The organism is Rhizobium sp. BK181, assembly GCF_014193305.1.
Taxonomy (GTDB): Bacteria; Pseudomonadota; Alphaproteobacteria; order Rhizobiales; family Rhizobiaceae; genus Rhizobium.
In genome coordinates this window covers 186872-211813 of record NZ_JACHZA010000009.1, presented here as the reverse complement: position 1 = coordinate 211813, position 24942 = coordinate 186872, and the positions used below count along the sequence as shown (strand labels likewise).

Annotated in this window: 21 protein-coding genes; 3 read left to right on the top strand and 18 right to left on the bottom strand. The window is 55.8% G+C overall.

Annotation, left to right across the window (positions count from 1 at the left end; all coding sequences use genetic code 11):
* The 5 genes from FHT77_RS20505 to FHT77_RS20485 all read right to left on the bottom strand — a co-directional run.
* On the bottom strand, nucleotides 1–531 hold a 531-nt coding region (locus FHT77_RS20505; RefSeq protein WP_183756735.1), incomplete at its 3' end, for an ArdC family protein.
* 425 nt (nucleotides 532–956) lie between these two features.
* Nucleotides 957–1214 (bottom strand): DUF982 domain-containing protein, encoded by a 258-nt coding sequence (locus tag FHT77_RS20500; protein ID WP_183756734.1) that lies wholly within the window; start codon nucleotides 1212–1214, stop codon nucleotides 957–959.
* Nucleotides 1215–1662: 448 nt separating this feature from the next.
* Complete coding sequence (locus tag FHT77_RS20495; protein WP_183756733.1) at nucleotides 1663–2898, bottom strand: DUF763 domain-containing protein; 1236 nt, start codon at nucleotides 2896–2898, stop codon at nucleotides 1663–1665.
* A 264-nt stretch (nucleotides 2899–3162) separates the two neighbouring features.
* On the bottom strand, nucleotides 3163–4131 hold the full coding sequence (locus tag FHT77_RS20490; RefSeq protein ID WP_183756732.1) for a DUF72 domain-containing protein: 969 nt from the start codon (nucleotides 4129–4131) through the stop codon (nucleotides 3163–3165).
* A 571-nt stretch (nucleotides 4132–4702) separates the two neighbouring features.
* The gene (locus FHT77_RS20485) at nucleotides 4703–5416 is read right to left on the bottom strand and encodes a Crp/Fnr family transcriptional regulator (RefSeq protein ID WP_183756760.1); all 714 of its coding nucleotides are present in this window, start codon (nucleotides 5414–5416) and stop codon (nucleotides 4703–4705) included.
* 2050 nt (nucleotides 5417–7466) lie between these two features.
* Between FHT77_RS20485 and FHT77_RS20480 the strand changes: the two genes are divergently transcribed.
* Nucleotides 7467–9299: a potassium transporter Kup gene (locus tag FHT77_RS20480; protein WP_246719996.1), complete on the top strand. Its 1833-nt coding sequence runs from the start codon at nucleotides 7467–7469 to the stop codon at nucleotides 9297–9299.
* Nucleotides 9300–9791: 492 nt separating this feature from the next.
* On the opposite strand, the gene FHT77_RS20475 is transcribed toward FHT77_RS20480, so the two are convergent.
* The 8 genes from FHT77_RS20475 to FHT77_RS20440 all read right to left on the bottom strand — a co-directional run bounded on the left by FHT77_RS20475 (nucleotide 9792) and on the right by FHT77_RS20440 (nucleotide 15429).
* Entirely contained in the window at nucleotides 9792–10793 is a 1002-nt protein-coding gene (locus FHT77_RS20475; protein WP_183756730.1) for a DUF3618 domain-containing protein, read from the bottom strand.
* Complete coding sequence (locus FHT77_RS20470; protein WP_183756729.1) at nucleotides 10793–11209, bottom strand: phage holin family protein; 417 nt, start codon at nucleotides 11207–11209, stop codon at nucleotides 10793–10795. Before FHT77_RS20470 ends, FHT77_RS20475 begins: the two co-directional genes overlap by 1 nt.
* Nucleotides 11202–11771, bottom strand: a complete 570-nt coding sequence (locus FHT77_RS20465) for a nutrient deprivation-induced protein (RefSeq protein WP_405049303.1) — start codon at nucleotides 11769–11771, stop codon at nucleotides 11202–11204. The genes FHT77_RS20470 and FHT77_RS20465 overlap by 8 nt, the downstream gene beginning before the upstream one ends.
* 175 nt (nucleotides 11772–11946) lie before the next feature.
* Nucleotides 11947–12990 carry an ATP-dependent DNA ligase gene (locus FHT77_RS20460; RefSeq protein WP_183756728.1) on the bottom strand — a complete coding sequence of 348 codons (1044 nt, stop codon included), beginning with the start codon at nucleotides 12988–12990 and terminating at the stop codon, nucleotides 11947–11949.
* 11 nt (nucleotides 12991–13001) lie between these two features.
* Nucleotides 13002–13592 (bottom strand): cysteine hydrolase family protein, encoded by a 591-nt coding sequence (locus FHT77_RS20455; protein ID WP_183756758.1) that lies wholly within the window; start codon nucleotides 13590–13592, stop codon nucleotides 13002–13004.
* A gap of 277 nt (nucleotides 13593–13869) precedes the next feature.
* A complete protein-coding gene (locus tag FHT77_RS20450; RefSeq protein WP_183756727.1) occupies nucleotides 13870–14031 on the bottom strand; it encodes a DUF2934 domain-containing protein in 162 nt (53 codons plus the stop codon).
* A gap of 88 nt (nucleotides 14032–14119) precedes the next feature.
* Entirely contained in the window at nucleotides 14120–14980 is an 861-nt protein-coding gene (locus tag FHT77_RS20445; RefSeq protein WP_183756726.1) for an alpha/beta fold hydrolase, read from the bottom strand.
* A 116-nt stretch (nucleotides 14981–15096) separates the two neighbouring features.
* A complete protein-coding gene (locus FHT77_RS20440) occupies nucleotides 15097–15429 on the bottom strand; it encodes a hypothetical protein (RefSeq protein ID WP_183756725.1) in 333 nt (110 codons plus the stop codon).
* Nucleotides 15430–15619: 190 nt separating this feature from the next.
* Here FHT77_RS20440 and FHT77_RS20435 point away from each other — a divergent pair, with 190 nt between their 5' ends.
* Nucleotides 15620–16426 (top strand): DUF1206 domain-containing protein, encoded by an 807-nt coding sequence (locus FHT77_RS20435; protein WP_183756724.1) that lies wholly within the window; start codon nucleotides 15620–15622, stop codon nucleotides 16424–16426.
* Nucleotides 16427–16692: 266 nt separating this feature from the next.
* Here the strand turns inward: FHT77_RS20435 and FHT77_RS20430 are convergent, their stop codons facing one another.
* From FHT77_RS20430 to FHT77_RS20410, 5 genes are all read right to left on the bottom strand, one after another.
* Nucleotides 16693–17775, bottom strand: coding sequence for an acyltransferase family protein (locus FHT77_RS20430; RefSeq protein WP_183756757.1), 1083 nt, complete (start codon nucleotides 17773–17775; stop codon nucleotides 16693–16695).
* 44 nt (nucleotides 17776–17819) lie between these two features.
* On the bottom strand, nucleotides 17820–18824 hold the full coding sequence (locus FHT77_RS20425; RefSeq protein WP_183756723.1) for a glycosyltransferase: 1005 nt from the start codon (nucleotides 18822–18824) through the stop codon (nucleotides 17820–17822).
* Between the two features lie 190 nt (nucleotides 18825–19014).
* Nucleotides 19015–20043 (bottom strand): glycosyltransferase family 2 protein, encoded by a 1029-nt coding sequence (locus FHT77_RS20420; RefSeq protein ID WP_183756722.1) that lies wholly within the window; start codon nucleotides 20041–20043, stop codon nucleotides 19015–19017.
* 132 nt (nucleotides 20044–20175) lie between these two features.
* Complete coding sequence (locus tag FHT77_RS20415) at nucleotides 20176–21276, bottom strand: glycosyltransferase family 4 protein (RefSeq protein ID WP_183756721.1); 1101 nt, start codon at nucleotides 21274–21276, stop codon at nucleotides 20176–20178.
* A gap of 63 nt (nucleotides 21277–21339) precedes the next feature.
* Entirely contained in the window at nucleotides 21340–22671 is a 1332-nt protein-coding gene (locus tag FHT77_RS20410) for an FAD-dependent oxidoreductase (RefSeq protein WP_183756720.1), read from the bottom strand.
* 276 nt (nucleotides 22672–22947) lie between these two features.
* On the opposite strand from FHT77_RS20410, the gene FHT77_RS20405 reads away from it, so the two are divergent.
* A complete protein-coding gene (locus FHT77_RS20405) occupies nucleotides 22948–24915 on the top strand; it encodes a hydrolase (RefSeq protein ID WP_183756719.1) in 1968 nt (655 codons plus the stop codon).
* The last annotated feature ends 27 nt before the right edge of the window (nucleotides 24916–24942 follow it).

Genomic DNA, 24942 nt, shown 5'->3' with positions numbered 1-24942 from the left:
ATAGGCCGAGCACCCGCCATGGCGGATCAGGGCGCCAGTGTTGGCGAAGAACCGGTCGGCATGGGCAATGCGGGTGATCGGCTCGTCGGTCGTGGCGATCCGGTGGAAGCGTGGGTCCAGTCCGGTGATCTGGTCGGCGTTGAAGACGGTGTAGGCCTTGAGGAAGGGAATGTCGTGTTCGATCTCCTGGCCGGTGTCATTGGTTTCGGTGCGGATGAAGGAGCTGGCAAAGACGACGGTAGTGCCGGTCTCGCCCTTGCGGACGGCGGCACCAAATTCCAGCGCCTGGCGAAATGTCATCCAGGTCGGAGAGGCAAAGCCGCGAGCAATCGCCTCGGACCAGAGGAGCAGGACGTTGATGCCAGAATAGGGCTCGCCGTTGTGGCGCAGTGGCCGGGTGATCCGGTCGGCGGCATTGGTTGTGGTCCAGGGCTGGATCCAGGGTCGCACGCCCTGTTCGAGCTCGGCGATGATCTTGTCGGTGATGCGGCTGTATAGATCGGATCGTTGGTGAATGGGCTGCCTGCTCATGTTGGAACCTCCGTTTGAAGTCGCGACCATCGCGACCTGCTACGGCGGTCCGACAGCCGGGCTCGCAAGCGCTGATCCGCACCCGAAGGGCCGAAACGAAGGTGGAGGACGGCAAAGCTGTTGCGGGACTGCGCGGGCCTGGCAGGACCAACAGCCGGGGCAGGACGCGAGGCGCGACTGGCAGCCGAGACAATCATATGACCGCTGGGCCAGGAACAAAATCAGGCATCGTAGCGCGTGATCCGGCTCCGAAGAGGGGGCGATGACTATGCTGGTAAAGGCCCGGTGGTAGGATCGACACTGTCGTTCTGGATCTTCGTCAGGGCCATTGGCTCTTGACGGCATTTCTTCGGCATCGTTTACATTCGCGGAATGAGAATGCGTTCAGCTTTGGCTGGAAAGGCCCCGCTTGCCGGCCGGTCCTGTTATTTCTCCTTGACGAAGATGTGCGCCTCGACTGCAGCCGCAATAAAAGCCCTGCGGGCCTCAGCGGGAGGCCGCTTCCCGTCAATCACTTCGACGCAGATCTTCTTGGCTTCACGCAGCTGCTTGCCAGTCTGGACGGGCCAGCCTGCGCCGCGCAATACGGCAATGGCATCGCTTGCGCTCTCGATCGTTCGGTAGTTGCCTGTTTGCGGTGAAACGAAGGAAATAGGCTTCGCCCACTTTTTAATGTCTGGCATTCTGACCTCCCCGGCAATCGCAAGCGCTACCGGGGCTTCGAATTGCTTCCCGGGCGGCTAGAAATCAGAACCGTCTTCGGTGCGGTTTGTTCCGGTTCGGCGCGTCGAGGACAATTGCAAAGACGTAAATGCCAAATGGATGGCGAACGAGCAGACACTCGCTCGGTCTAAAGAGCAGCGAGCCTTCGTTTTAGTGGTGGGGCTTCCATCCAGTTAATCCCATTGCACGCGCGGGATTTCGACACCCGCGCATTTGTGGCACGGTTGAAACCGTGGCGTTGAAGGTAATTTTCAGACAGGGAATGGTACCGTGCCCGCGTGAGGTCGACGGAACCAGTTCGATCGCTAGCAACCTCGATTGTTGGCGAATAGTAAGGCGGAAATGTTCAAGCGCCTGTGAGCTGAACTACAACATTTTCCAGAATTTGGGCTTGGCCGTGAACGCTCTTTATTCTCGCTCCCATCCGAACACACTTCGTCCACCGAACTGGGCAGACATGCCCATTTCCTCCGCGATGATCTCGCTGAATTGGGGACCCGAGGCGTGATGTTCGAGTTTCCGGGCCTGAGCGTCGAGACGCCTCAAGGCCGCGAGTTCCTCATCTCGTCCAAGTCTTCCCTTGGAGACTGCCGATTTCAATACGCGTATGGTTTCGTCATACACCTTCACAGGCACCGGAAAGGGATGCCGGTCCTTGCCACCGTGGGCGAGTGAAAACCGTGCCGGATCGGAAAACCGGTAGGGTGCGCCGTGGACCACTTCGGCGACCATCGCAAGTGCTCTTACGGTCCGTGGCCCTACGCCCGGTGTCAGCAGCAACTCCTGATAGTCCGCCGGACCGCGATCAGCGGCGGCTGCCAGATTTGCATGGAGTCGCTTCATGTTCACATCGTTCTCGCGGACGTCGTGATGAGACGGCATGATAAGATGTGGCAGCTCTGGTTGTTCCACCTTGGAAGGAGAAGGAGCGACAACCACTGTCGCAGCGTGGACTTCCCGCGCAATCTGATCCGGCCCAAGCGTGGATAACAGATGGAGCTGGTCACGTCTTGATTTTTCCGCCTTACGGTCAGCGAGATTAATAATGTTTCCCTGGACGCGCCCCTCTATCGCGCAATGCGGAGAATTGAGGAAGCTTTCGAGCCCCTCTGACAGCCAATGATAACGCCTGGCTTGGCGCCGCTCCTGGTTCATCCCCTGCTGCACCACCACCCAATGACCGTCATCGGTCACTATGAACCCGTGCAGGTAAAGATCAAAGCCATCCTGAACGGCTGCGCTGTCGACCTTTGCAACAAGCCGACTGACGTTTGCCAGGGCTGCGCCGTCGAGCCCTGTACGACTGCCGATATCGATGAGCTCCTGGGGTGTCTTGCGCGACTGCGCACCCCGTCCACCACACACATGCAGACCTAACTCGCCCGAGATTGGCCTCAAGCCACGCTTCATTGCACCCAGCACGCTGGTTGTTATGCCGGACGAGTGCCAGTCCATTCCCATCACAGCACCAAACGATTGGAACCAGAACGGATGCGACATGCGGCGAAGAAACTCATCGCGGCCATAGTGATGGACAACTGCCTCGGCGATCAATGCGCCAAGCTTGGCCATGCGGTCACTCAGCCAGTGAGGAACGCGCCCGCCATGGAGTGGAAGGTCAGCACTGCCCGATCGCTTAGACATTTTTCTGTTGAGGCCTATTCCTGGTCGAGGAGGGTGGCGTCTTGCGCCGTGAATGAATGTCTCTACCTTTTTTCATAGTGATGCTGAGCTCAAGGTACAAGGCTGAAAAGACGATGGGGCCATGCGTCAGCCGGCGAAAAATTTCCGCTATTGAGGACGCCACGCAACAGCACTGACGCAACTGATGCTCAACCGGAGGCTTTAACGAGGCGCTATTGCGTGTCGGCAGATCGCCCCGGAATATGCGCGCAACCATCGTCGCATTCACTGCCGACGCCTAACCGGCGGCCAGTGCGGACGCGCTTGCTCGGCAATGTCTTTCCCAGCCTTTTCAAGCGCCTGATCGTCATCGGGACAAACCACGTCGAGCCTCGTAGCCAGCGATCGTGCGTCGGCGGGCGCACGAACCTTAACGTCATTGTCGAAGTAGACGTACACATCGCGGCCCGCCTTCGACCGCGGCAAGCGAGACGTCAGCCGCTCGACATTGTCGGGTTCCCCGCCATGCGCCCAAGCATGAATGCGACCGGCCCATGTTTCAAGGGCGTCGTCATCATATCCACTGACGTAAAGCTCGTCCGAACCATGAAGGCGGCAGTAAATGAAATCCGCGGTAACGTCCATCAACAGAGGCCATTCGCGCGAGTCTGCGCAAACGAGGGCAACTCCATGCTTTCTCAAGAGTTCGATAAATCGCTCGCTCCGAAAGCTGTCGTGACGGATCTCCACCGCATGGCGCAATGGCTGCCTGTCTTCGCATTCAAGCCAACATCGACTACGGAGCCTTTCGTCATGTCGCTTCGCGAGAGCGGCCGCATCTTCCGTATTCTTCGGCAGGATACGCAGAAAGTGATCGAAGAGGTTTTCATCGAATTTAAAGCTCGGCGGAAATTGCCACAGGATCGGTCCGAGCTTCGACCCAAGGCGCAACGGACCAGACGCTACAAAGTTGGCAAGGGGTGTTTCGATGTTCTTGAGCCGCAGCATGTGCGTGATGTAGCGGGAGCCCTTGATTGAGAAAACAAAATTCTCCGGCGTGGTATCTCTCCAATGCTGGAACGCCTCCGGCTTTTGCAATCCGTAGAAAGTCCCATTGACCTCGATTGTTTGAAATCGCCGCGATGCGTAGGCCAGCTCCTGACTTTGTGGCAGCTTATCTGGGTAAAATGTGCCCCGCCAAGGCTTGTAGGTCCAGCCCGAGATGCCGATACGAATTCTTCCAGTTCGTCCCATGTCGGACAAACCTGGAAGTCGTGCAACTTGTTCCGTGAGCCAGCATTTGAGAATAACGGCGCCTGATCCGCGCAGCCGAAACCTCGTCATCGACTACGAGCTTCATTTCGCCCGGTGATCGCGCCGAAGAGGCGAAAGGTGTTGTCGGTTAGCGTCGTCTCGGTTGAAAGGGCTTTCCCGACGAGCCTTGGGCCCATTACCTCGTTTTGTTAGCAAACGGGTCGACGCAACAGAATGGCGGAGGGCCGTCGGGGTGCGGTCATCGTGTATTCGAGCACGAGCACGCACAATCCCTCGTGGTTGACGGAGTAACCATCATGGTCGCGCGCGCGCCTCGATCTTGCTGGATTGTCCGAATATGTCCGACGATACCAGTAATCACGGGCCGCAGGACCGCTGCAGAGGATGAGCATCGAGGTGGCATACTTCGCCAAAAAGCACCGCATCAGCAAGGAGCAGGCAGAAACGATAATAGCTGAGTACGGGCCAGTCGGAAGGCGATGCGGCTCGCGACGAGGAGCTGGGAACCGGACCGCAATTCTCGGACGAAACACCTTCCGCGGGCGCGGCGCTAAAATTCGCCGATTAACCGCCGATATTCTTCTTCGGGCTTTCCATAGGAATCACCTGCGAACTCTTCCATGCCTCTTCGATCGCGAATGGTTATTCGCCCGCGTTCCGAACGGACAAGCTTCATTCCCTCCAGCACATGCAGCGCGGTCGTCACGCTTGGGCGCCGGACACCCAGCATTAGCGATATAAAGTCATGTGTGAGCCCGATCTCGTCCCCGTCCACCCGATCGTGTGACATGAGCAACCAACGTGCAAGTCGGGCATCAATCTGATAGTTCACGTTCGACAGGGCAGTGTAGGAGATCTGAGACGCGAAAGTTTGAATGAATCGTGCGAGAAGGTTGGCGAACGTCGGATTTTCGGAGATGGCCACAAGTGCCGAATCAAGGGGCATCCTGTACCCGTCCCCTTCGACCTGCATAAGAACTTCATGCACAGAAATTGTGCCTCCAACACCCGCCGATGTTGGTGAAAATCCTTCTCGACCTAACATTCCAGCCTCCGCCCGATGTTTGCCAGCCGAAACCGTGATGACCGAACCGATGCCGCTGGTCAGGAAATATACGTAGTCTATTGGCCTGTCGGCTTTCACAATGACAAAACCGTGCCTAAGCTGGATTTTCTCCATCCTGCTCACGATCTTTTGGTATTCTTCCCCAGGCAGGCGAGCCAGAAGACGATTTTGCATGGTCGATTGATCAGGAACAGACATGGAACTCTTCAAGCATCGGAAAATAGCCGCCCACGGTGAGCCGCCAGCGCGTGTCTGCTGTATAACATCTTGTTGTTGCCCATGTTTTTCGGTACGCTGGCGAACAGTTGCTCGGCTAAGACCGCCCTGAAAGCCGTCAGCCCTGGTGATCACCACCGGCCGTCTATCCAGCAGAGGAATGCCAGTCGAGCTCTGAGCTCCTAACACGCATCATTCAGGAGATGATCCTATCTGATCGGTTATGCCACCACAGGCGGCCACTCGTCAGGCGGACACAGCATCGGTGTGCTTTTCGCCCAGGAAGCGGAGCTGCTCACTTCCTGACACGGTTGAGAATCAACAGCGGACTCTGGAGGTTAGTTTCTGTACGGCGACGCGCGATTGCGTCATGCAAGGACCTCGCAATAGACTTGGCCGCAAACGGCAAGCGACTTCTTCATTGCAGCTACGCGCGCTTCCGCGTCTTGGTGGGAGTAAGCCCAGATATCCGCAGCCCAAAGAGTTCCGTCCAGCCGGTATTCGACAGCGAACTTGAACAAACACACCCCCTGCCCATCGCGCCGGACGAATGCTTCTTCTGGCTGTGGGTCAGCAAAGATGTCGGGGCGAATAACCGTCACGACGAGCTCCCGTTGATGATTTGGTCGGCATACCAACCGATAAGGCGGGTCAACTGTTCCAAGAAAAATACACGACGCGGCGTCCGGGCGCTTCGATGCAGCGCTTAGCAGATGCGGCCGAGCAGGCGACCGATGTCGGTCGGCCCCCTGGCCGAATGTGCGCCCGCTCGCGCAAAGCTTAAAAGAGGACATGGAAGTAACGCGGCGAGTAATAGATCACGGGCGCGATTTTTGGTCTTCGGAGCCGCATTTGACTGGTTGAGTAGTTCCCTCGTACGACGAGTGATACTTTTCATCCTTTGTCTTTCAGGATACCTTCATATTAGAATGCTATCAGGTGCTGCCGCCCTTTCCGTCGTGCACGGTTAAACGGCCATTCATCAAGGGCCTTTCTGTGAGAGCGTGTCCCGAGTTGCGAGCGTTAGAGATGGATCTGAAGGCCGTTGACCTGTTTAGACATGGCTATGCTACGTTCATGATGCGTAGACCAAGCTTCCGGCGACACTCTGCCAAAGCCCCTAGGTTGCGAGATCTGTTCGAGCTCTACGCCGAGGCTATCTTGGCGCGCGACCGGCTACTTCTCGACAATGCTGCTCCAGGCCTCGTTGAGGCGAAGAGTGAAGCCTGCGTCGGGTTGGAGCACGAGATCAGCTTTTTCCTGGAACATACGGCAGGATCCCACCTCAGTCGCGCCAATCAAGACGGTTGGTTGCCTTAAGCATGATTGTGGCTCCTTGAGATCATAGCGCGAAGCTGACGTGAACCCGAGGCTAAAGGTACCGACAGCAGCGACAACAGGTGTCGATACGGTCGCCGTAGGGCACGGCACAATGTGAGCGATGAGGCGGACGGCCCAATTGGCCGTATAATACTGGTTTTCCTATCTTTCTTGGACAAATGCCGCAATTTTCAGTTGGGCTGCCAGAGCATTTGATGCGGAACCTTCTCGGTGACAACTATATATAATTGGCTGAAGAATAAGGGGGAGGAGAGGGAACGCGAGGGATTTGAGGTCGACGGGGTCGTCTTTGACCAACAGGCGGAAATACTGCGTGCGCAGGCTCAGGCCGAAGGATACGACGTCGGTGATCACGAGGCTCTCTGCAATAGCGATATCGCGGCCATTTGCGAGACCGGCGGGAGGCAATCGCGTTTGCGTCGGCAGCCGGAAACATACTGCCCGATGATGTCTGACCTAGCAGGGTAGTCGCGAAGGTAGGCCCGAACCGTCGAACCGCATGCGGTGCCCGCCACGCGGAGGAACGATCATCTGGAATCATTGGCCGTCAACAGGGTCGTTGCAATAGCCCCGCTGTAATGGCAACGTCACGGTAAGGCACCAGTGCCTCAGGAACGACAACGTGACCTATCGCCAACTGCGGAATAACGATCCGGAACTGGAACACGAATCCAGGACCGGTCTCCCATTTATGGTGATAGCAGCGCTGGGTGTCGTCTATGGGGATATCGGCACAAGTCCGCTCTATGCCTTTCGAGAAGCGCTGCATGCGACGGGCAGAGTTGGTGAAAGCCGACCAGACGTTCTTGGGGTTCTATCGCTCATTGTCTGGGCGCTTACGGTCGTTGTCACCCTCAAATATGTCTGCTTTGTGCTTAGGGCAGACAACCGCGGTGAAGGCGGCACGTTGTCGCTAATGAGCTTGGCCCGTGAGAGCTTTGCAGACCGCCCCAAATGGGTTCTGGTCCTAGGCGTCGCGGGGGCTTCCCTTTTCCTCGGCGATGCCATTATCACGCCGGCGATATCCGTCCTTTCGGCGGTTGAAGGCATACAGGTTGTCGCCCCTGCCCTATCCGATTGGGTCGTACCTATCACTCTCACGATTATTGCCGCCCTGTTCTTTGTCCAGCGCTTTGGCACGGGCGGTGTCGCGTCGGTTTTCGGACCAATTACCGCGCTTTGGTTCGTCGTGCTTGGCATCAGCGGAGCAGTCCATATTTTGGACGATCCGACAGTGCTAAGCGCGGTCAACCCGGCTCACGCTGTCCGATACATAGAGCACAACCTTTCGTCGACAGTTGCTGTGCTCGGTGCTGTATTCCTTGCTGTGACCGGCGCAGAGGCTCTTTATGTGGATCTTGGTCACTTTGGACGGCGGCCCATCGTTGTCGCCTGGTTTGTGCTCGTGTTCCCAAGCTTGCTACTTAACTATTTCGGACAAGGCGCATTCGTTCTTGCTCATCCAGAAATGGCTTCTCATCCTTTCTTCTCCATGCATCCGGAGTGGGCAAGATTGCCGATCGTTTGCCTCGCAACGGCTGCTACCGTCATCGCTAGCCAAGCAGTAATTTCCGGGGCGTATTCGCTGGTCCGCCAGGCAATGCACCTTAACCTGCTTCCGCGCCTTGAGATCCGGCATACCTCCGAGACCCATTTAGGGCAGATCTTTATGCCACAGGTTAACAGCCTCCTGTTTGTCTTCGTAGCTGCTCTCGTAATCTTCTTTCAGAGCTCGAGCGGATTATCCGCGGCTTATGGCATAGCCGTCACTGGTGAGATGTTGATAACATCGTTGCTGCTCTTCGTGGTGATGCGACGCTCCTGGAACTGGACCATCGCAACGACGCTGGCTGTCATCGTCCCCCTGATGGTGATCGACACCGGATTTCTTTTCGCGAATGTGGTGAAGTTTGCTGACGGCGGATGGGTCCCGGTTGCTGTGGCATCGACAATGGCACTCCTCATGCAGACCTGGACCGCCGGTCGGCGGATCTTGGCAAACCGGACCAAAGCCGACGAAATCCCCCTTGCCTCCATCATTGACAGTCTTCACCGCAGGAAACCGCCGACGGTGCCCGGAACAGCAGTTTTCTTGACGAGTGACATCGAAGGCGCTCCGACCGCATTGCTGCATAGTCTGAAGCACTACAAGGTCATCCATGAGCACAACGTAATTTTGAGCGTGGTGACGGCTGCCAAGCCCTTTGTTGCTGATGATGACAAGATTTCCCTTGAAAGCTTCAATCCGCTCTTCAGCAGGCTGATCATCACATTTGGCTATATGGAGACACCAAATATACCGAGCGCCCTCGTTCTGGCACGCAAGCTCGGATTGACGTTCGATATAATGTCCACGTCATTTTTCCTTTCCCGCCGAACAATCCTCCCTTCGAAGAAAGGCGGCATGCCACTGTGGCAGGATAGGCTGTTTATCGCACTTTCCAGAAACGCGGGCAACGCAACGGATTACTTCAGCTTGCCGACGGGCCGTGTGGTCGAGCTTGGTCTTCAGACGGTCATCTGACTCCGCTTCTTAGAGCCTTCAATTGCAGGGTGGTTAAAGACGCTGGAACAGAGGCTGCGGAGGTGCCATTTCACGGATTTCGCGCACATGGCCTAAGGCGCAGGTGGACAGCTTCGCCCTGGTGGGAGCGCGAGTGTTTGTTGTCGCATGGCGCCGCACCAGCCCGGCCCTGTGCACTCGTCCTCGGCTCCCAGTGTAATTCAGAACCTGATCGAAACTCGTAAGACCGGTGTGCCATGACGGCGGCAACGCGTTTGCGGGCGATGCGCTTTTCAAGGCCTTGCGAGGGATATTCTCATCAACGGCGCCGACAGCTCGTGACAGCACACACGAACCCAGGTCACCGTTCCAATGACAGCCAACCGGTCGCGAACCGGTTGAAGTGATACCACACCGACCGTATCAGCGCCGCGCCGGTCACGGTCAGATGCTGTCAGGTTTTGCGCCAACCCTCAACTCGGCAAGGATTGGCTGGACCAGGTCAAAAGTATCCTAGCGCGGTTTGGGTTCGGTAGCGCCGTTCCCGGCTTTGAAGGCATCAACCTCCTCCAGAATCCGATCTTTGACCACATCGTGTGCCTCGGCGGCCACCGAAACAGCTTGCTCGTAGACACCCGACGCAATATCCATGCCTTGTTCGGCCATGTTCGCCGCCTCGTCGGCAATCTTGGTCTTGGCGAGGTCTGCGGTATCGCCTAGCATTTCATCCTCCATCTCGCTATGCGGAAGCGCCGCACCGATCGCGGCTCCGACGGCGAAAGCCAAGGCTCCACCAACGAGAGGTTGGTCTCTGAAATGGGTGAGAATAGCATCATTTAGCTTAGTGGTCTGTTCCTGGATGCTTGCCCCGGCCGAGGCCGATCGATCGGACAACGACGACATCGCTTGCGATGCTTTTGATCCTACGCTGCTCGTTGCATCCTTGACCTGGGCCCAGGTTTTTGCGGTCCAACCGGATGCTGCATCGAACATGGCGCCCGTTTCATCGGCAATCTGTTCGATCTGCTTTCCGCCTGCGTCGACAAATCCGCGATACGTCTTTCCCGCCTCGTCAATGAAATGACCGGCGCGTGCACCAGCCTCATCCGTCAACGCTTTCAAGCGCTTCCCGGTGTTGTCTGTGAAATAGCTATATCTGCTGCCGAATTCGATTTCAGGAGGCCCCAAACGGCGGATCGCACCATCGGCCGAGTAGAGTGGGTACTCAGGATCGGATGCTGTTGTCAATTGCGCATCGCCATTCTGTTTTGCCATCAGCCAAGCAAGACTGATCCCCATCAGAGCGACCGGCATCGGGTTCATTTTTAGCGCCCGACCAAGATTGCTTACATATTCGGCGCCACCGCTTTGTTTTGCATAGTTCAGAACTTCATCTATCAGTTCGCCGGGCGACATCTTTTCCTGGATAGCGTCGATCCGATTTTCGATCCGCTTCCGATCCACTTCGATTTCCCGTTGCAAATCCAGAGAGGTTTTTTCGGCTGAGTTGCTCATTAAAATTTCTCCTTTACAGCACCGACATCACGGCGAAGCGACGTTGCCGTCCGGTCAAGCCGAAGATTGCTTCCGCGCAAAGCCGAGAGACCCTTGGCGACCATGGCCCAGGCGATACCCGCTATAACCACTCCGATGATCAAAGCTGCCAAGGCATTCGCGCTCGCCGGGGAGATACCTTGTGTAACGAGAAACGCCGCAAGTCCTGCCACCGCGGCCGTCAACAGCACGCCCACCGCACCGATTGCCAGGACCAGTCCAAATATCAGAACTTCAACGCCTGTGAGTGCCTGCGAGAATTTTTCGGATGCTTCCGTTTTCGCGAGGTCGATTTCCTTGCGCAACAGACTCGTCACGTCAGTGACAAGACCACCCACCAGTTCCGACAGCGATAAGTTATCGGGTACTTTAGACATCTGTGTTACCCTCGCTCTTGTAATCCGTCTTTCGAGACTGGTTAGTCACAGAACCGGGCGAACGTTTTGCAGAAGCGGTGAGAAAACGGCTTGCGGCCAGACCAGCAAGGGCCGCCACGCTCAGGAATGCCACCGGTTGCCTGCGACCGAAATCTTCCGCGGCCGTTGCCAGTTCGCCAAGATCCCGGTTTTCTATCTGCCGGGCAACGGCCTGCACGCTCCGTCCAATTTGGCTGGCATAGCGTCCGGTTTCAGGCTGATCCGAATTTTCAAGTTCCGAACCCACTTTTTGGAGTGCAGTTGCGATGCCGCCGACTTGGCGGGCGAGAAAATTTTTCTGGCTGGCGGCTGCGTCCCTTGCTTTTTCAACTGCGGTATCAGCGCCCGCTTTCAGGCTGTCTTGGACCGAACTCAGATCGTCGGCCACCTTTTCTTTCAGGTCACTGGCTTTCGCCATCGCGTCGGGTGTCGTTGAGGTGCCGGACGTCGTTGACCTTTCCTCCTGCTGCGCCGTCAGGGCCGGCGCGAAGGGGGCATCCCCTCTCGGGAATTCGTTGGACATCTAAATCTCCCATGCTTGCGGTAGAGAACGTCCAACCCTGACAGCAAAGCTTTGTTCCACTTTGCGTGACAGGCTGTTCGATCGGGCGAAATTTGCACCGGATGAATAGAGCCATCGGCTCCCGACGCGATCTGTTGATTTGGTAGGCGCTGCAGCTTGGCGCCCACCCGGCCCGTCAGAAAGTGGGGTCCACCATGATCGCCTGGTCGATTTGCTCGTAGTCGCATTGACGTGGCTTCTTGTCAGGCCGCCACCTGACCAGCGTCGTCCCATGGCGAAAACGACGACCTGTTACGTGATCGAACCGGACCTCAACGACAAGGTCCGGCTTCAGCGGCTCCCACTCACCGGTTCGCTCAGTACTCCACCGGCTGGGACCTCCGGGCTTCTTGCCAGTGAACCCGGGAGGCTCGCGAAGTGCCTCCAACTTTTCAGTGAGCTCCGCTCGTTCGCGGTCTCTGATGCTCGACGTGAAGCCAACATGATCAAGCTTACCCTCCTTGTTGTATAGACCAAGCAGAAGCGAGCCGACTTTATCCGAGCGGCTCCCGTACCGAAATCCGCCAATCACGCAATCGGCAGTTCGCAATCGTTTCACCTTGATCATGGCGCGCTCGCCAGTTTCATAGGCTCCATCAAGACGTTTGCAAACGACCCCGTCGAAACCATCAGCTCCCGCTTTAGAGAGCCACTCTTCGGCAGTCTGTGCAGATTTGGTATAGGGCGAGAGCGCCAGCCGATTCTTTAATACGAAGGGTCCTAGTAAATCCTCGAGGAGCTCTCGTCGTCGTTCGAAAGGTTCCTTGAGCTGAGAACGCCCATTGTTATCTGCAAGAATATCGAAAAGAACAAGTTTGGCCGGGTGAGTGGTCGACAGCTTTCGTATCCGCCTTTCAGCAGGATGGAGGCGCATTTGCAGCGTTTCAAACGATAGATGTCCACCAGCTTCAATTACAAGCTCGCCGTCGACCACAAACCGTGTAACGGGCAGGTCCTTCAGCAGCGACAGCATTTCGGGGAAATATCGCCCCAGAGGTTTTCCGGACTTCGCCCGAAGGTCAACAACTGATCCTTCCTTGAAAGCGAGGCACCGAAATCCATCCCATTTCGGCTCGAACTGCCACCCCTTCTGGTCTGGGAGGCTGTTGACCAGCTTCGCTTCCATTGGTTCGATATCGAGGGGCAGCGCGTAGGAACGGTTCTTTGCGGCATTGGTCATGGCTTTTTGCCCTAATCCAGGTGCAAACCTGATGGCAGACTGCTTAGGAATTGATCCGCTGTGATAAGACGAAGCTGCACGGAAAAGCGGTCGCCGAGGAGTTCCAGAGACGCGTCGTGCGTATCATCGGCGCCACTACAAACAGCATCCTTCAATAGGACGACGCGGTAACCGAGATCGATTGCGCCGAGAGCCGCGGCAAGCACGCAAACATCAGTTTCTCCACCGGTCAGAACGACGGTATCGACACCCTCTTTCAGAATGGAATGCAGCTCGCCGCTGACCCATGGTGAGTAGGTCATCTTGTCAAAGATGCGCGCCGGTGGCGTCAGGGCGCGCAAGGCCGGAACGAGATCAATAAGAGCCGTGTCAAGATTGTCTCGGGTCATCATCCCCCATTTTTCGTAATAGGCACGCCACATCCCAGTCATGTCTTCAGCCTTCCGCGGCGGAACAAAACGGGTGAATATCGTAGCCTCCGGATGGCGCTCCGCGAGTGCGACAACCTGTGGCGAAACCTCTTTCATCCACGCCACGTGCCAGGGCGTGTCCTCCGCAAACAGCCTCTGCATGTCGATACAAAGATGCACCCAGTTTGACATTTTTCGCCTTTCAAATTCGATTGGCCGGCACGGTTCTTTTCTGCAAAACATGATGGCCAGGTGCAACCAACCCCTCTCCAGTTATGTGCTCCATCCCTGGCTTCGGTAGAGCTCAGTCCCATGGCGGACGGGTACGGTCAAACGTTCCGGCCGCCGTCGATGATGCCGAGCGTTACTCACTTATTCTCGGACGCCAGTTCGCCCGGGCTGAACGGCGTCGTTGCCTTCTGCGAGGGAACTGCATCCGAGCCGGTATCCTCTGGATCGTCAGATGGGACTATGTGCCACCTGCTTGGTCAGACGACCTTGCTTTCGGTAAGCCCTCGGTCTTGGTAATCTCCTTTTCAGCGACGAGCCAGTGTCGTTCGGCCTGTCCATCGGGACGGCCCTCGGCCTCCCATTTTCTGTCGGCCTCGGCCCGAATCCTGTCCTCGGTCATAGCAAGCGCTCCTAGGCTCTGGGTAACGTTTACTAACCTCGTGCTTTCAACAGAGTTCCAGCGGGAAGTTTGATTATCGCGGAGACTGTCACTCCAGAAGGAAGTCTGTGATTGCTGAGGCCAAAGCCTCCGGGTTTTCTTCAGCGACGTGATGCCCACTGTCGATACCGAAACCTTCGACATCGCGGGCCCAGCAGTTCCAAATTGCAGCCGGATTTCCGTAGATCTTCTGGAGATCATCTCGGAGAGACCAAAGACACAACATCTTGCATTGAACCTGTCGCCCAGCGTCACGATCTTCCCGATCATGCAGATGGTCAATTCGTGTGCTGGCTCGATAATCCTCGATCATCCCATGAACTACGGCAGGGTCGTGAATGGCCCTCAACACGTCATCGTAAGCTTCCTGCCCCATCAGCTCTGCCGACAGATTGTTGTACCAGGCGTCGGGATCAGAGGAAATTGCCCGTTCGGGTTTTTCGGGTTGGGCAAAGAAGAACCAGTGGTACCAATCTCTGGCGAATTTCCAGTCGGCGCGCTCCAGATGCTCGATCACAGGCAATCCATCGATGGTGATTAGCCGCCGGACCGATTGGGGATAGTCCATCGCCAACCGAAATGCCGTGAGGCTTCCACGATCATGACCCACAACGTTGAAACTAAAAAAACCGAGGTTCTCCATAAGTTCCTTGAGAACGGCAGCCTTTGCTCGTTTCGAAGATTTTTCGCTGTTGCAACTGTCGGCTGGAATGAAGGACCCGCCAAACCCCGGAAGATCCGGGCAAATAACCGTAAAGTGGTCTGCCAGCGCGTCAGCAACCTTCCCCCAGGTCATATGAGTTCGCGGGTGTCCATGAAGGAGCATCGTCGCTGGCCCTTTACCGCCAATCCGAAGACGAATTTGGCCTTCGGTCGTCGCAGCAATCTTCAATTCAAAATTGTCAAACATGAACGTCTCCGGCGGTGAGTGTGACGCGAGGCGTGTTGCGCAGGGGAACCGCAAACTCGATGATAGCCAGCCGGCTTGATAGAAGCAGCGGCCACCTCATGACTTGCTGCAGACGATCATCGTAGGTGTGCGTGGCCACCCCGCGCCCGGTAATGGCGCCGACTGAATATCGTTCCGAGCGCAAGAGCCGTCGCGGCGGCTGCCGTGACCTTCAGCCAGGATCGCGATGCTTCCTTGGTGACTTCCTCCGTTGATCCTCTCATGATGGCCAGTTGAGTCCGCAAATCCCCCACCTCTTTGCGAAGCCAAGCAACTTCCCTGAGAGCGTCTTCAAGTTCCAGCAAGTTTTCGTCGTCATCGGGCGGTTCACGCTGGCCTTCTTCGATCTCTTCGAAATACTGCTCGAGCGCGGCCTTTGCGCCTGATCCCTTGGTACGAGTATCAACCATAATCGCTCCTCCTCGCAGGGACTTGGGATAGCGTTTCCCTCATCCTCTCTCTTACCGATGTAACGCAAAGACATGCCAGTCCGTTCGGTCGCCGCAGACACATTCCATCTGCGTGGGACAAGGACAACAGCGCAATGGAACTCAACGCCTTTCGTCTCGTTCCTGATTTTCTCGGAGGTTCGAAGTTGCCATGGTTTCCAAATTTGAATTGCTCGCACGCGCAGGATACGTAGCTCGGGGTATCGTTTTTGTTCTCGTTGCAGGTCTTGCGCTCTTTTCGAGTTTTGGTAGCCGGCCAGAGACCAGATCCGCGCTCGATACTCTTCTCTCGCAGCCCCTCGGACGAGTATGGCTCACATTGATTGGTATGGGGCTGCTGGGTTTTGTGGCCTGGCGGCTGGCCCAGTCTGTAGCGAATGCAGACAATCACGAAAACGACGCGAAAGGTCTTGCAATCCGAGCGACCCTTTTCGCGAGCGCGGTGATTTATATAGGACTTGCGGCCTATGCTTTCTCGCGGACCTTGAATCTTGACTACGGCGGCCACGGCAGTGGAGAGAAGGGACTGGCGGCCTGGGCTCTGGCGCAACCTTTCGGGATCTATCTGGCCGGCGCGATCGGGCTCGCTTTCCTGCTCGGCGGCGGGATTACAGTCCACAAGGGGTTGTCCCGTCACTTCGAACGCTATCTTTCCGTATCAGGTCGCAGGCCGCTGCTTTTGTTATGTATTTATGGGCTGGTATCTCGCGGAATCATCTTTCTGATCATCGGGGTACTGTTTTGCTACGCAGCTCTTACGGTTGATCCCGATAAGGCAGGGAGCATGGCAGATGCGCTGAACTGGATCCGTCGTCTACCTTTTGGCGCGATCATCTATTTGGCCGTCGCTCTCGGCTTGGCATCCTTCGGCCTCTACAACTTCGTAGAGGCGCGCTACCGCATTATTCGCTCCCCTGATGTGGGTGCTATACGATCAAAGATGCCAGCAGGACTATGAAAAGCATAACTGAGGCGGCTCGACAATCCGGGGCTTCTTTTAAAAAGGGAAGATTCGTGAGTGATGCATGTTCGAAGCATCATATGCGGATGAGGTAGAATGTTCCGAGACGACAGCTCTTTCCCCGGTCCTGGAGCGGGCCTGCCAAAGACATCAAGGCCGGTCGATGCAAGCGAGAAGGTTTGGTTTCTTTGCTCGTCGCCATGTTCGCAACATCACTGCTCGGCTATATTCTCATCGTGGTACTCGCAATCGCGCGTATGTGATTAACCCGGGGTGGCCGCGTGAACGCCTGATCTTGCAAAAATATGCCGCGATAGAAAAAGACGTACCGGTCTGTCGAAAAGCCGCAAGGCCACATCGCTGGCAATGATCACCGTCACCACGACGAGCGGCACCTCAACAATCGGCTCCTTAACGCCTGTGGCGGCTTGCAGAGTGCCGTTGACCCAACAAAAGAGCGGATAGTGCAAGGCGTAGATGGGATAGGATAAATCGCCAAGGTACCTTGCGACCCCTTCCTGCGTTTTATTCAACGTTACATACGCCCCGGCCCACACCAACGCAGGTGCGAGAACGAATTTCCAGAACAGCTTCAATGTAAACGTGGCTTCCACGGGCACGTAGAACACCAGCAGCATGAGTGCGGTCAGGCACCAGAATAGACTTCCGACCAGCCGCGTCCGCCTGCGTGTGATCATCCGGTCGAGATGAAAGATCAGCACCCCAAGCGCGAATGACGAACCAACATGCGCAAACCCGAGCCAAAACGTCTCTGTGGTATCGCCTCCGATACCGAAGACGATCACGCAGATGGCCGATACGACGAAGGTAAGGACTGCGATGGCGATCTGTGGACCGAAGCGGACAGCCCACCACGCGACATTGGCCACGACCTCCAGGAATAGAGAAAATTGTGGGCCGTTGAGCGGAAACAACTGGGGGCCGCCGATGTTGAAAGGGGCATGGAAGTAGGGAATGTTGAGGGCACCGGTGAAGAGGGCGATGGCCACCGTCGAAAGGACAATATCGTTGGCTTGCCAGACGGCCCTTAGCAGAACGTACGAACAGCTTATGATGGTTGCGAGCATGATCAAAGGCATGAGCCTGACCGCACGCATGACGAAGAAGTCCCAGAGGTTCATCTTATGAACCCTCTCGGAATAGGCAACTGCAAGAACAAACCCGCTCAAGGTGAAAAACATGTCGACCGCGAGATTTCCGTTCGCGGCAAGCCCCGGGACATTGAGCCACCGTTCGAGGTGAAAGAGCAGCACTGATATTGCCGCGATACCTCGCACGCCATCGAGTGCTACGTAGTGGGAAGTCGATCTCTGACTACTCGCCATGCGCAAAGCCCCTCCTCTACCGCCATTACTACTGGCCGGATACGTCAGCAACGTTCGTTCCACATCCCAAAGCAAAACGCCAGATCGCGCGCGAGCGAACGCCACCTCAATCTGCCGTCCTGTGCACCTCGATAACAGCCCGACGAGACGAGGCGCATGAATTCGGCAAAAGCCAGGTGGCCGGCCAGCTCGTAGATATTTCCGCGGGCCTCGACCTGCCTTAATGCGGACGCGTAAACCTTCAGCGCAGCCTGCCGCCGGAAGCCGGGAAAGCGAGTTTCTGCAGTAGCGGGCATTCCCTCGACGCAGGCCAACATCCCTCGTGTCGCATCGATGTAACCCTTGTTCTTCAATCGAATATCGCCGTCGACCTGCTTGCGACCGCTCTTGCCAAACAGATTGGAGGAATGCTGCCTGTAATAAACCAGCGGCTCGGCAATCTCCGCTGTTTTTCCAAGAGTCTGTGCGAGAAAGAATCCCCATCGATCATGGGCAATGAGATGGTTTGGTTCGATATAGTCAACAAATCGTCTGCTTGACGGAAGGATATCCAGCACGTCGCGCCGGACGATCATCGAGAAACCCAGAAAGGTGTCCCACACGTCGTAAGAGAGCGGTGGCCTGATGCGGGTTGTCTCTATGCCCTGACTGAAGAGGCCAATCTTCGTCCCAGCATTGTCGATGAGTTCAGCCTGGTGGACAACCTGGGTGACACCATCTTCGAAAAGTCTCTGACACACCTCAAGTTTGTCCCGTCGCCAAATGTCATCCTGGTCGCAAAAGGCAATCCAGTCACCCGTCGCCTTCGATGCTGCACGAAGGAAGTTCTCCCTAAACCCCAGGCCGGGTGTGTTTTTCCAGCGTAGGATGGGAAATGGCGCCGATTTTTCGAATGCTGCAAGCAGTTCGGGTGTCGTATCAGTGGAATCGTCGTCACTTATGATGATTTCGAACGGCCTCACCGTCTGTGCCGTCAGGCTCTCCAGTTGCTGCGAAAGATAGCGTTCCCCGTTGTACGTTGCCAAAACGACGGATATTCTGTGGTTCACAACAGGCTTCCTTTGCACGCACCTGAATTGAATTTCAACCTTTCAGCCTCGTTCGCGCGGGAGATCGGCTGAATGCAATGACTACTGTCCTATGCCACGGCGTTTAGATTTGAGCTGTTCCTTCCTGCATGGGAGATCCCATCGGCAATCCCCCTGCACATCAATCGGCCAAAGTATCGATGTGTCATCGTCAAGTTCCTACGGAGACTGCGTTCTTGAGCCGCGACCTTAATCGCCATAACCGCGACGGATCCAATCGAAACGAGGCGAGCTGCCGTCTTCCGACGTCTGGAAGTACAAACAGGCCGAGTGCGAAAACAAGAGATATGCATGTTCTCAAGATTGAACCATGCTCTCGACGGACGGCCGATACATAGGACGTCAGAAGAGGAAAAGACGGCCTCTTGCCGGAAGCAACGGTGCTGAGGATCATCATCTCCCTGACATAGGCATAGTCTTGGCGGAGGCGTATCTTCCCCTTGAGGCCGCGCTCGTCGATGAGTTGCGATAGATGGCGGAGCCGAGCCAGAAATCGGTCCATATAGCCATTCAGTCGTTCGCTGGTCAGCGTCGAAAAAGATGACAGATTGGCGTTGTGAATTCGGTATTTTCCGAGCGGTAGATCCAGAGATACCACCTTTCCGACGAAAGGCGCCAACAAGTAGGGTACGCCGTCGATCGCTCTTTCGTAGCTCAGATCGCCCAGATTTTCATAGATATCACGGCGATAAATATTCCCCGAGGTTGGCGGAGTATTGTAATAGCCTCGCTGGTTTATCGAATGAATGAGCGGTCCAGATTCCTTGGAATGTGCGAGTTTTGGGAATGGATCTCCAATAACCTTCCCCTCCTTGTCGATTGGGCGTAGCATGAATTGCACCTTCGATACGTCAGGCTGAAGGTAAGGTGCGACCTGCTGGAGGGCTCCGAATTCGAGGAGATCGTCGGCATCGAGAAAATGGACAAAATCGCCGTTGGAAAGGCTAAATCCGGTTAGCGAACTGCGTAGCGCACCACGGTTTTTCTGACGCACGCACGTTACATGGTCGCGGTACTCCTGGATGATGTCCCAGGAGCGGTCGCTCGAGCCGTCATCAACGACAATGATCTCAAGATTTGGATAATCCTGCTGCATTGCACTCTCGATGCATTCCCTTATGTACAATTCATAATTAAAACAAGTAATTATTATGCTGATGAGAGGAATGTTCGGTGGCATCAGATCGCTCCGTATGCAACGCATCTTGTTGCGTCGCAATATACACTCTCAATTGAAATGTTCCACCGTTAAATTGTACAATTCGATACGCGCAATGCGAGAGCTGAGGATCGGTCGCGGAACATTTTGCTTCTATGCCAGATTGGAATGCTTCACTTTTCCTGCGTCAGCCGTCGATCGCGATGCCAGGGCGCTGACATATACTTGCATCGTTTCTCGTGCGACCCGATCAATGGTGAGGTGGTCAATGCGCAATTGACTGCGAGCTTTCCATTCTTCAATCTTGCCTGGGGTCTCAACGATTTGAATGAGGGCTTCTGCCAGCGCCGACGGATCGTGCGGCGGTACCAGGATCCCTGCATCGCCATGTTCGAGCAATTGAGGTATTCCATCGACCTGCGTTCCGATGACCGCGCAGCGTGCCTCTCGCGCTTCGGACAGGACAAGCGGTGCGGGGTCTGCGTGCGATGGCAAGACGAAGATATCGGCGCCCAGCATGTATGGGTAGGGATCGGTGGTCGGGCCGACAAACGTAATGGCTTTGGCGCATGCAAGCTGCGAGGCCATGTTCTTATAGGCATCGCGATGCGGGCCGTCTCCCACAATGTACAGATGTACGTTTGGATTGGAGCGATGGACAATCTCAAGGGCTTCCATAAGATCTGGCAACCCTTTCCGGGGATGGAGGCCACCAACGAATAGGATGCTGGGTGAGACGAGCGGAGCCGGTTCTTCGGAGCGACCGTCGGAGCGGGCGGAGCCGATCGTGCCATTCAGTACGACGCAAAGCCGCGACGGCGGAACACCCCGTCTCTGCATTGACGCGCCGACGACGTCGCTGACGGCAATGACCCGCGTTCCAAGACCCATCAAAGTTGCGCTTTTTTCAAATTCGTTGTGAACGGTGGTAATGAGAGGGATACCGCTCATCCTGCAGACCGGAAATGCAAGGACCGCGCTCGTCATCATGTGGGCATGAACGACGTCGGCACGGAAGCTGCGCACATGACTGCGAAGGTGGACAAGTGCCTTGGCGAGGTTCGGAAAACTGCGCTTGTGATCGACAAGAACTGTATGGACGCCTTTACGTTTCAGCAATCCGTCGAAGTCACCTCCCCCACTCGCAACGCAAACGTCGTGGCCCTGCCCTACCTGTGCGCATGCGAGGTCGACGGCGGCATGGACGTGTCCGTTCAGGCGCTGGGTGTGGTTGAGAACATGCAGGATACGCATAATAAACCTTTCGTCTTCTCACTTGCCCCGCGTGACGAGCGGTGTTCCGTTCCAAGCGTGCAGTTAACCGCTGCCGAGCGCAGCCTCCACTTCGATTGTCGATACCCGCGCCGTCGGTTGATAGTTGAAGGCACCCTGACGACCGATCGATTCGATGCCAAATTGTCGCAGCTTGGCGATTGCCTGCGTTGCATGCTGTGCGGCGCCTTGGCTGTAGATAGGATAGGCGTTTTCGAGGATCTGACTTCCCTCGAGTTTGAGCTCTCCAGTAAACAGAGCGTTGGCACGCGTGTGATTGCGAAAATCGGCCTCGGCCTGGTCAACGGTCAGGACTTGGCTGGCGATTACTTCGACCGCAAAATATTCCCGGTCATTTTGAGACCCGTAGAAATCGGAATAAACTGTGAGCCGCTTCCAGAAACCCTCATGCGAGAAATTGTAAATAATCGACTGTGGAAACCCACGTGTACCGCGAAAGCTGAAGTAGAGGGTTATGAGTGTAATCGTATTCAAGGCTGAATGTGACGGAAGGTCGCAAAGGCGTTCGGCAGCGGGAATTGGAATCGTTGAAATCACCCGCTTGGTAAATACTGGGCCATCCGCGAGTGACACTTCGAAACCATCGTTGAGCTTTGACAATTTCCTGATCCCAGCAGACAGTCGGAACGACACGCCGGCGACCTTCAGACGTTGAACGGCTACGTCATAAAGGCTTGCGAACCCTTCCCGAGGACGTGCCATTTGACGATTTACCGGTCCGGCCGCTGCTTGCCGCCGGATGAGCGTAAATTTCCTCAGCAAGCCCTTGATTGATGCGTGTTCACTGATCCATCCCATTCTTTTGCGGGCGAGATCGAGATCAATCTTTTCAGGCTCAATCCCGTAGAAGCGCTTCATATAGGTTTCAAGGCCGGACCGCTGAAGCAGATAGGCCCCGATCCAGTAGCGCGCAAAGTCTCGTGCATTGCGCATGTTTCTGCGGAAAAGCCTCGCATAGATCAGAGAAAAGGCGATACGCGACAGCCCTAAGGGTCCAGCAGCGAGAATGTCGTCCCGGACAGAAATAGGATAGACCGTGATCCGACCTTGCGGGTTCAATCGCCCCCAGGTCGGATTGATCGGAACATAACGGGGCAGAAGCTCCGGAAAGTGCCGCAGCAATGGCGAATCGTCCTGAAAGATCAGGCTGCCGACGTCGAACGTGTAGCCTTCCGGCGACGTCCAATCCATATGGTTGCCGCCCACATGGCTGTAATCGTCTACGACAAGGGTGCGCTGACCTTGTTCCGACAAGATGGAAGCAGCAACAAGGCCCGATATGCCGGCGCCCAGCACCACTGCGTCGAAATGCGGGAATTTGGAAAGAGGCACGACCTGCAGGCTTGTGTCATCCATTCTCCACCCCGTCGCCGCATGAGTGCTGCAATGCAACAATTCTTGTTCTATAGAACACAGTCAACAGAAACAATCAAATACATTAAAACATTTCATAGTGGAACCTGTCTTCTTCAACGACACTTATCATTGCAAGAACTGGCGATTTTTTTTGACTTGATAATAGGCGAACGATGTTATTACATGCTAGCAAGCATCTTCTCGCAGGTGCAGCAATACCACCCGCAACCTCGTCTGAGATGTGGGATCTCTTTCATGTATCGGCAGGGGTAATCAGTGTTGCGGCGTAACCTCGACGTTCTACAGAGCCCGCTCGATGCTGTCGGGGTGATCTCGACCGACGTGTTCGATACGTTGCTGCTACGCCAGCCCAGATCCCAAAAATCCCGGATGATGGAAGGGGAGCAGCGTTTTGCGCGCCTTCTGCGGGAACAGGGGCTGCGCGGTAATGTCGAGGAGTTGTTGCGGGCCCGCTTGATGGCGGAAAAGCTTGCTTATCGGGCACTCAATGTCGGCGGTGGCGTTGGGGAAGTCAGGTTGACCGATATCGTGGAGCGGCAACTGGCAATGCTTGGTCTACCAGCAAGGCTCCGCGACAAGCGTATCGATATCGAAATCGCGATTGAAAAGAATTCGCTATATGCCAATGGGCCGCTTGCCATGGCTCTTCGCCAGCATCGGCAGGCTGGCATTCGCATCGTGGCTGTTTCAGATACGGCACTCGGAGCCGACCGGTTGTCGGAGTTGATCAATTATTTTCATGGGCCGGGCCTGGTCGACGCGATCTATTCAAGTGCCGAACTACTCGCAAGCAAACGCTCCGGCTCACTGTTTTCAGCTGTCCTTGCCTCGGAAAAGGTTTCGTCATCGCACCTGCTTCACATTGGTGACGATGAACTGGCCGACCATACAGTGCCCCACAGAATGGGCATACAGACGGTTCATGTTCCGAAGGGCCGGCTGAGGCGCTTGGCGACAAGGGCCGACGGGGCGCGTTCGGAAGTGATGAGGAGCGTTCAACGCCGGTTGCGAAGAAGCGGTCGATCCCGCATTTCCATTCTGGAGGATCAAACGGCCTTTGGCCGGGAAGTTTTTGGCCCAATTGTTGCTCAGTTCTGTTTAAACATCTGGATGTATGCACGACAGGCAGAAGCACAAAGCGGAACACTTGCATTTTGCGCGCGTGGCGGCGTCGGGATACGCCAGGCCTTCGAGCACCTGGTCACGCGCCTTGGCCTGCCGCTTTCACTCCGACGCGACAATATTCTGGTTTCGAGATTGGTCGCAGCACGGATAGCGCTGGAATCTCGCAGTCCAGCGGTCCTGGATGAGCTTGCCAGGGAGTTCGCGGGCAACAGTTTTGCTGAAGTCGCAACCTTTCTGGGGGGCGGGAAATATACGTTTCCTCCTGCCTGGGATGCGCCTTTTTCCTCATCTAGGTTCTTCGATACGCTTGACAGTCCCGCAGGGCGCCCGGTTCTCGCTGACGTCATCGAACAGAATTCCTTCTTCAGGCGTCACCTCGACACGATGTCAGACGTGAGGGACAGGGTTATCCTGTGTGATACCGGACTCTACGGTAGTACGCAGAGATTGTTGGCTGCCGGAATGCCGGAAAGACGGTTCGAGACGATCCAGTTTGCCCGCTGCAATTACAAGGGACTGAGCGAAGAACATTTTTCAAAGCTTTCAGGTCTCATCGTTGAGGACAACCTCTACAACCCATTCAAGGTGGAAACGGTCATCCTTCGATACTGGCATATCATCGAGCGATTGTTCGAGCCATCTGTGCCGTCGGTCCGGATGCTCAGCCTTGGAAGTGATGGCATTGTAGAGGGAAACTGCGGGAATATTGCCTACGGCAAAATCGATGCGTCGGCCGGCAATCCCCTTCTTGGAGGCGTCCTGGATTACATCGATGACCTGGACGACGGAGCGCAGGTGATGCGGGACATACCGGCTGCGTGGGTGCGATTGAAACAAGCGATAACCAACCCTTCAGAACTCGATGTTCTCGCACTCGGAGTGGGGCTGCGGTCGGTAGATTTTGGCCGCCCGGATACGATCAACATTCTCAACCGGACCGACAAGGCAAGTATCGCCCAGCAATTGAGATCGGTGAAGTCTCATCTTTGGCGCGAAGCTGCGATTGCGCGAGATTTTCCTCGCCTCAAGTCTGCACTTCTTCCGGTGATCGAGTTGGCTCACATCCTGCGCGGCGTATCGGCGCGCTTCCAGCGATGAGAGGATTGCCTGTGGCGTCGATCGTCT